Genomic DNA, 8442 nt, shown 5'->3' with positions numbered 1-8442 from the left:
CTAGTAGCTCCGCTACGAGGACATCCCGGCGCCTTGCGATCGCACGCACCAGACGCCGCTCCTTGCTCCACGCCGACCCACCGGACAGGCCCTAGTCTCGGAGGGGTGATTGAGACCATCGTCTTCGACGTCGGCGAGACCATTACCCGAGACGATCGCTACTGGAACTCGTGGGCGGACTGGCTCGGCACCCCTCGCCATACCCTCTCCGCGCTCGTCGGCGCCGTCGTCGCGCAGGGCCGCGACAACGCCGACGCCGTACGTCTGGCCCGCCCCGGCATCGACATCGCTGCCGAGTACGCGGCTCGCGAGGCCGCAGGGCACGGCGAGTTCCTCGACGAGAGTGACCTTTACGATGATGTCCGGCCCGCCCTCTCCGGACTCCGCAAGCTCGGCGTACGCGTCGTCATCGCAGGGAACCAGACCGAGCGCGCCGGCGAGATCCTGCGCGGCTTGGACCTGCCCGCCGACCTCATCGTGACCTCCGGGGAATGGGCAGTGGCGAAACCCGACCCGGGGTTCTTCGCCCGGGTGCTGGAGGTCGCACAAGCCGTACCGCGCGAGACCGTGTACGTGGGTGACCACCCCGCCAACGACGTGTACCCGGCCAAGCGCGCCGGCCTGAGGGCCGCGCACATCCGTCGCGGGCCGTGGGGTCACCTGTGGGCGGAGGACCCGGAGGTCGTGGCAGCGGCCGACTGGCGCATCGACTCCCTCACCGAGCTGACCTCGATCATCGCCGACTGAGCCACACAAACGGCCCCACCAGCACGAGCAGGCGGGGCCGTTCGCGTATCCGGCGTGTGTCCACGCGGGTACGGTTCGGAGTGGACGCCCCGAACTGGAGCCAGTATGCCCGCCGACAGCAAGCGCGAGGTAGGCCGTCGCATCGCCACCATCCGGCACGCGCGCCGGATGACTCAGGCCCATCTCGCCCGCACCGCGTACCTCTCTCTCGCCATGATCAAGGGCATTGAGCGGGGTGCCCGGGCCCCCAGCGACGACTCCCTCGAATGCATCGCGGCGGCTCTGGGCGTGGACCCGGGGCGCCTCGCCACCGGCGACACCATCGCCCTGAGCCGCATCGGCATGGCTATCCCGGCCATTTCCGCGTCCATCGCTGGATACGACATCCCCATGGGGCCGCCCCGCCGAACGCTCGCGGAACTGCACGCCGCGGCCGACGAGGCCGTCGACTGGCGCCTGGCCGCCCAGTACACCCGCATCGCGCGCGCCGCCCCCACCCTCCTCGGCGAGGCCCTGTGCTCCCTTCACCACGCGACGGGCCCCGACCGGCAGCAAACCGCCCGCCTACTTGTTGGCATCGCACGCGCCGCCGACGCCGTCGCTTACAAGTACGGGCACCATGACCTCTCTGCGCGCCTCATCGAGCTGATGCGATGGGCTGCCCGACAGGCCGAGGACCCGCTCGTCGAAGCCAGCACCGCCTACGTCCGGACCGAGACGTTCTTCGCCGCCCGCGCCCACGCACCCGGCCTGCGCGCTCTGGAACAGGCCATCGACGCGACGCCGCCACCATCCAGCCGCGAGGCCAACGCAGTCCTAGGCGCCCTCCACATGCGTGCTGCGGTCGTCGCCGGTCGAGCCGATGACGCGAGTGCTGCCGACCTCCATGTTGGCCGCGCCCTCGACGTAGCCAGCGAATGGACCCCACCTGACGACCTCCCAGCCGAGCGGCAGTCCAGCTTCTGGATTGAGTTCTCGCGCGCCCAGCTGTGGTCCGGACTGATCGACGACGCGTGGGAGAGCTTGCAGGTCGCCCGCCTTGTTGCCCCCCAGCACACCCGGGGGCACCCCTGGGCCCGCGAGACCGCAGCCACGCTGCGGCGCCTGCGGCGCGCGGATGCCGAGGACCTGACGGCCTTCGCGGAGTGGATCGGCGCCGTCTAGGGCCCCAGCCGAGGGGATACACCTTGTAGTCCTTGTGCCCCTTGTAGGCGCCCATCATCTGTCTGTCCACGGAGTTCAGGCAGGTGGGAGCCAGGATGGCCAGGAGTGCAGCCGTCGCGCTGATCCGCGTCGAGGGACGGGTGAGTATCGCCCGCCTACACGGTCGAGCGTGCTGGTACTGCGGCGCCGTCAGCAGGCGCCTCTCACCGGCCGGGAGCGCCATGCTTCAAGGCCGCATATGGCCCATCGTGCGGTGCGGCTGGTGCCTCTCGGGGGGTGCCGCATGAGAGCTGCGGTGAGAGCACAACTGCCGTGGCTGCCCCCAACAGGCATGGTCTGGCACGTCGAGGCAGGCACCCATTTCGACGCTGTCCGTACGCCCCGAACGCTCGGTCTAAGGACCATCGCCACCCTGGGCGATAGGTGCGGAGCCGTGATCTGCGACCCCTGGACGCGGATCCACTACTTCCTCGTCGCCCCGCGATCGACGGAGGGCTGGAGGCTGCCTCAGACCGTGGCGTGCGGGCTGGCCACGTACGTCGTCGTGCCTCCGTTGGGAGCATCGGAGCCTTCCCTGCACTGGACGGTGGAGCCGTCAGCCACCCGGGTGCTCACCGATGTGGAACGGCTTCGGAGCGCGGTGCAGCACGTCCTCAGCACGCGGTGGAGGAAGGAGCATGATGCCGAGTAGCCGATCGCTTGCTCTGGCCGACTCTTCGGGGGCGGAGGGCTGATGATGACCGCCGGCCTGTCCCCGCTGGAGGACCGTGCGGAGCGCGCGTACCTCAGGCTCCTGGACCACCTGCGCACCTGCCCACGCTGCGGCACAGGATGGAAGGGGGAGCCCTGCCGAGGGGCCCACCAGCTGAGCCGAGACCTTCGTGCGGCCAGGGCAGCCGCGCGCCGAGACCACGCACGGAGGCGCCGGTGAGCGCGCCCGGCATCGCCGAGAACCTGCTGCTCGCCCTCGTCGAGCGCGACCCGCCCTGACCGTTCAGCAGCGGCAGGGTGCCGTCTGCCTGTGGTGTCCCACGGTCCTGCTCCCCGGCGACGGCGTCGACATCTGCGGCAGCCACGGCGCCGAGCGGGACTGGTGGCCGCACGCCTGCAAGCCCTGTTACGCGGCCCACCTCCGGTCCGTGGCGACATGCGTCGACTGGCACGACCATCTGCTGGGCTGCGCGGCCTGCCTCCAGCACGCCCCTTGCTCCACCGTGGGGACCCTGCGCGCCGCGCACGTGGAAGCCCGGCGCCGCATCGGCCGCCCAGCGGTCTGGTGCATGGACTGCCTGAGCATCATGCGCCCCGATGAACTGTGGCAACCGCACCTCTGGAAGAGCCGACGCGGGACGGAGATCAGTTACCGACACACCGACGGCTGCCCGCAGTAAGCGGGGGGCGTGATCAGCCCTGCGGCTCTGGCACATGTTGGGTGGATCACCCTGCCGCTGCGCCGCCTGCCCGTGACCTGGAGCGATTCCCGCCGGGCTGCCCGATGACCGCCGCCCGACACGTGCCGGTGAAGCCCTGGGTGTCCAAATGCGCAGCGCTTTCGCCAGGTTGGCAGCGGAACCTGCACTAGGTTCACCTCCGAGGCCGACTGCCGTGAGGCGCATGGCAAGGGGGAGCGATGGCGATATCGGATGTGGCGGCGAGTGCGGCGCGGGTCCTGACCGGCTTGGCGTCCGGAGGCAGCGGCGGAGTGGGCGCTGACGTCGGTCGGACCGTCTCCACACTGGTACGTGAGCGCCTCGCGAGGTCGGAACGGGGCCGTGAGGCCCTTGCGGGGGTCGATGCCGACCCTGAGGACCCCGCCGTCGCAGACGCCTTGCGGGCCGTCCTACGGGACGTGATGGCCGAGGATCCGGAGTTCGCGCGGGCTCTGGCCGACGCGCTGGCCGACACGCCCGCGGCCACCACCCAGGCCACCGGCGGGTTGAACCTCGGAAACAGCAACAGGCTCCGCGACAGCCACGTCACCGCGGCAGCCGTAGGGCTCGCAATCCTGCTGGGTCTTGGTGTTCTCGGCAGCATGCAGTTGTTCAGGGCGGACGACTCACGCGCTGAGGCCCACGCCGAGGAGGAGGTGTTGTCGAAGCAGCAGCTGGTGGATGTGATCCCGGATGAGGTCCTGGACCGGTACGGCAGCTGGAGTACCAGACAGGCGCCGGCCATCACGGGTGACTGCCCCGGCGAGCCGTCCACCTGCGATGAGTTGAGGTACACCGCCGAGGCTGAGTACGAGGATCCGAGCGGGCGCATCGCGGACTTCCGGGTGGGCGGGTTCACGAGTGCCGCCGCCGCAGCCGAGGCGGTCGATCGGTTCGTCGTCGGCCCGAAGGGCGATGACGTCACGAAGGTGACCCTGGATCGTGCGGTCGGTGACGGCTACTACGCGACCCGATGGGAGCAGTTCGGCAAGCAGAACTTTCTCATCTCGGTGGCGCAAGGCACCGTGGTCATCAACGTGAGCCTGGGCGGCACACGCGACCTGCCGGACCCCGAACTCGTGCGAAGCCTGGCCGAGGCCGCCGCGCGAAAGGCGGAGGCCCTTCACAGGACGAGCACGCTGTGGCCAACGCGGTAGCTCATCCGTGCGAAGGACGGCTGAGCGGCTGTGGGCCAGGCCGGGGGTGGGCATACTGCTGGTGAGCCGCGAAGTGGCGTCGTCTGTCGGCGACTTGGACCGTATGGAGGGCGGTCAGGATGACACTTCACATCTCACAGAAACAGAGCTGCCTGATCGTGCGACTGCCGCCGGAAGTGGACATCGGCAACGCCGAGAAGATCCAGGAACTTCTGCGGGACGTGTGTCGCCGTCTGGGGCCGCGGGCAAGCGGCGGGATTTCCTCAGTGATCGCCGACTGGTCCGGGGCCTGCTTCTTGACCATGGCCGGTGTGGCGGTCCTTGAGGACTTCCGACTGGCCACCCGTGAACGGTTCACGCCGCTGCGCGTGGTGGTCTCGGCCCCGCTGCCCCGCAAGGTCCTGCGCATGGTGGGCCTGGACGGACAGGTCGCCCTCTACAGCAGCGTTGAACAGGCCCTGTGCGACGCGGTGAGCGTCGACGACGTGGGCGGCGCCCGGGATCCCGACTGACGTCGGGCCGCGCTCGGCAGCCGGGCGGGAGCGCGGATCATGACAGGTCCTGACCACCCGTTCAGGCGGGGGACCCCGATGAGTCATCTGGGGGACCATCTGCGGCTGATCGCCCAGTTCAACGACCAGGCGCAGCAGGGGCTGGAGCGGGATTCGGAGACGGCCCGGATCTTCATGGCCGTATACTCCGGGTTCCTCATCGAAGCCGGTACGCAGATCCGCTGTCGCCTCGATCCGGCCCTGATGGAACGGGCCACGGTGGAGATCCGGCGCCGCGCGCCCGCGATCCCCCGCGGCGAGCGGGACGCGGCCACGCGGCTGCTGGCCACGGTGTGGGCGGCCGGGCTGACCCTGTCCGGCCGGTGCGGTGGCGCGCGCCGGCGGGGCTGCGTACGCCGGGTGCATCAGTGCTGCCCGGTGCCGTGGCGGGTTCCCCGTGGATGGACGTCGCGTCGGGGCGGGCAGGGTGCAGCGGTGTCTGTGCGTCTGCACGGGCCCCACCGAGGGGTGCTCCCTCCTCTGCGGCGGGGCCCGTTCCGCAAAGAAGCACCTGGGCGTACGCGGGACAACGACCGGGCCACCACGTTACGAACGTCAGGCCCCGCGCCTGCGGCACCCCGCGCCCAGACGTCAGACCCCGCGCCTGCGGCGCCACGCCACGGCAGCGGCGAACAGCCCCCCGACAGCGACGGCCGACCCGGCGCCGACCGCGATGCCGGCGCCGAACCGTGAACCGTCGTCCTCGTCCCGGTCATCCTCGGACTTGGACTCGGACGCGGGCTTCGACTCGGACTTGGGCTCGGCGATCGTCACCTTCTCGCGCAGCGTGATCGCCGGGTAGTCGCACGTGTAGTCCTCCTCGCCCACTCCGACGCAGTCGGCCTCTTTGTGGCGGAGGGTGAACGTCACCGGGTAAGTCCCCGGCCGGACGCCCTTCTTGACCCGGCCGGCGCCGACCCAGGCCGCGCCCGTGTCCCCCATGGCCGTGCCGTCGTTCAGGGCGGGGCTCGACACCTCCACCTTCGTCGGCCGGGGGTTGCCGGGGCGCTCCTTGACCGTGAGGTCCACGAGGCCGCCGGGCGTGGCGGGCCCGCCGACCGAGGCGTAGCCCCGCCCGGGGAACGGGAGCGGCTCGGCGTGGGCCGCGCCCGACACCCCGATGACCAGGGCGAACGCGGCGGACGCGGCCAGCGCGGCCGCTCCCGTTCGTCCCGACGGCCCTGTGAAGTTGCTCATAAAGGCTTTGCCTTCCCTTGGTGCGCGATGGCCATACGATCTTGGCCGACCTTGACGCAGTCACGCCATACCGGGTGACAGGCGTCTCATTCATGTGGGGGGAAACAAGCATGCACGTGCGCAGAGCGCTGGGTGCCGCGGCGGGAGCCGTGGCCCTGATCCTGCTGCCGGGGGTCCCGGCGCAGGCGGACCCCGGCGATCCGTCGCCCAGGGCGAAGGCCACCGACGCGGCGTCGGTGACCGAGCCCACGCCGGAGGGTAAGCCTCCGGTACCGACTCTCGTACCGAAGCCCAAGGACGCCGCGTCGAGGGACGCCGCCTCGAAGGACGCGGCCTCCAAGGGCGCCGCCTCGCAGGACGCGCGGAAGCCCACACGTTCGGCCTCGAAGCACCCGACGGCCAAGCCCAAGGACCCGAAGGCCACGCCGAAGACCCGGACCGCGCCCCCGACCCCCGTTCCGGCGGGCGGTGACAACGATGCCCGCGCGTTCACCCCGGCCGACGCCGACGACTACTGGACGCCCGCCCGCATGCGCGCCGCCGAGCCCGTCGAGGAGGACACGACCCGCAAGCCCGGGTCGTCCGCGGCCCCGAAGCGGTTCACGCGCTCGGCCAGCAAGCCCTTCGAGGGCCTGCCGATCGTGGGCACCTTCTTCTGGAACGACGGCACCAACACCGGCCGCTTCTGCGGCGGCACGGTCGTCAAGAGCCCCGGCAAGAACATCGTGATGAGCGCCGGGCACTGCTTCGACGACCAGGACGCGCGCAAGAACCTGACGTTCGTCCCGCAGTACGACGACGGCAAGAAGCCGCACGGCGCCTTCACCGTCAAGCCCGGCCGCATCTACGTCGACAAGCGGTACCTGTCCAAGGGCCCGGACGCCGCGGCCGACCTGGACTTCAACTTCCTGGTGCTCGAGCCGCGCGGCGGCAAGAACGTCGAGGACGTCGTCGGCGGCGCCGAGCTGATGATCAACGCGGGTTACGAGCACAACCCGGTCCGCCTCATCGGATACCCCGCCAACCAGAAGCGCCCGCTGGACTGCACGGACAAGACGGTCCGCTACAACAGCACCGACCCGAAGATCCCCGGCAGCTTCCTGCGCATCGCCTGCGACAAGTACTCCGGCGGCGCCTCCGGCGGCCCCTTCCTGATCAAGCGCGGCAGCGGCTTCGGCATCATCGGCGTCATCGGCGGCTGGAAGACCGGCGGCGACGTGGACGACATCTCGTACAGCTCCTACCTGGACGGCGACGCCAAGGCGCTGTACGACGACGCGGTGAACAACAAGCCCCCGGCCGGGCGCGGCGTCCTCGGCAAGGCCGAGACGTGGAAGCACGCCGAGGTCATGGCCGGCGGCTACTTCACCGACGGCAACCCCGGCACCTGGGACTACTCCGACCTGGTGGTGCGCTGGTCCGACGGCGAGGTCAGCCTGTACCGCGGCGCCGGTGAGGACAACGACAACTTCGACAAGGAGATCCGTCTCACCGGCCCCAACGGCACATGGAAGCACGCCGTCACCATGGCCGCGGGCGACTTCTCCGGGGCCGACACGGACGACCTGATCGTGCGCTGGTCCGACGGCGAGCTGACGCTGTACCCGGACGTCGACGCGGCCGGCTTCCACGGCGAGGTGCAGCTCCAGAAGCCCAACGACCTGTGGAAGCACGCCACCTCCATCACCGGCGGCCGCTACACCACCGACAACAAGTGGACCGACGACCTCGTGGTCCGCTGGAGCGACGGTGAGGTCACCCTCTACACCAACCTCAACAAGGACGGCTTCCACGGCGAGAAGAAGCTCGCCGCGCCCAACGGCACGTGGACGCACGCCTCGACGATCACCTCGGGCGACTTCACCGGCAACGACCAGCACGACCTCATGGTGCGCTGGACGGACGGCGAGCTGACGCTCTACAAGGACATCGACCAGAACGGCTTCCACGGCGAAGTCCAGGTCAAGAAGCCCAACCGGCTCTGGACGCACGCCACCGTCCTCGGCGCGGGTGACTACACCGAGAACAAGCACCCGGACGACTTCCTGGTGCGCTGGTCCGACGGCGAGGTCTCCATGTACCCGGACGCCGACGAGACCGGTCTGAACCGGGAGATCACGCTGGTGTACCCGCCCGCGTAACGGCCACCCGGTCACCCGGTCACCCGGCCACCCGGTCACCCGGTCACCCGGCCCC

At 70.3% G+C, this 8442-nt stretch carries 6 protein-coding genes; 5 read left to right on the top strand and 1 reads right to left on the bottom strand.

Annotated features, from left to right (window positions below):
* Nucleotides 1-105 precede the first annotated feature (105 nt).
* From AC07GB_RS37175 to AC07GB_RS37160, 4 genes are all read left to right on the top strand, one after another.
* Complete coding sequence (locus AC07GB_RS37175; RefSeq protein WP_478853518.1) at nt 106-747, top strand: HAD family hydrolase; 642 nt, start codon at nt 106-108, stop codon at nt 745-747.
* 105 nt (nt 748-852) lie between these two features.
* The gene (locus AC07GB_RS37170) at nt 853-1911 is read left to right on the top strand and encodes a helix-turn-helix domain-containing protein (RefSeq protein ID WP_478853516.1); all 1059 of its coding nucleotides are present in this window, start codon (nt 853-855) and stop codon (nt 1909-1911) included.
* Between the two features lie 1630 nt (nt 1912-3541).
* Nucleotides 3542-4498, top strand: coding sequence for a hypothetical protein (locus AC07GB_RS37165; protein WP_478853514.1), 957 nt, complete (start codon nt 3542-3544; stop codon nt 4496-4498).
* Nucleotides 4499-4617: 119 nt separating this feature from the next.
* Nucleotides 4618-5010, top strand: coding sequence for an STAS domain-containing protein (locus AC07GB_RS37160; protein ID WP_478853512.1), 393 nt, complete (start codon nt 4618-4620; stop codon nt 5008-5010).
* Between the two features lie 630 nt (nt 5011-5640).
* On the opposite strand, the gene AC07GB_RS37155 is transcribed toward AC07GB_RS37160, so the two are convergent.
* Nucleotides 5641-6246: a hypothetical protein gene (locus AC07GB_RS37155; protein WP_478853510.1), complete on the bottom strand. Its 606-nt coding sequence runs from the start codon at nt 6244-6246 to the stop codon at nt 5641-5643.
* Between the two features lie 110 nt (nt 6247-6356).
* Here AC07GB_RS37155 and AC07GB_RS37150 point away from each other — a divergent pair, with 110 nt between their 5' ends.
* Entirely contained in the window at nt 6357-8387 is a 2031-nt protein-coding gene (locus tag AC07GB_RS37150) for a trypsin-like serine peptidase (protein ID WP_478853508.1), read from the top strand.
* Nucleotides 8388-8442 lie beyond the last annotated feature (55 nt).

The sequence above is a fragment of the Streptomyces sp. NPDC045778 genome (genome assembly GCF_056431945.1).
This window is presented reverse-complemented; position numbering and strand designations above follow the sequence as displayed.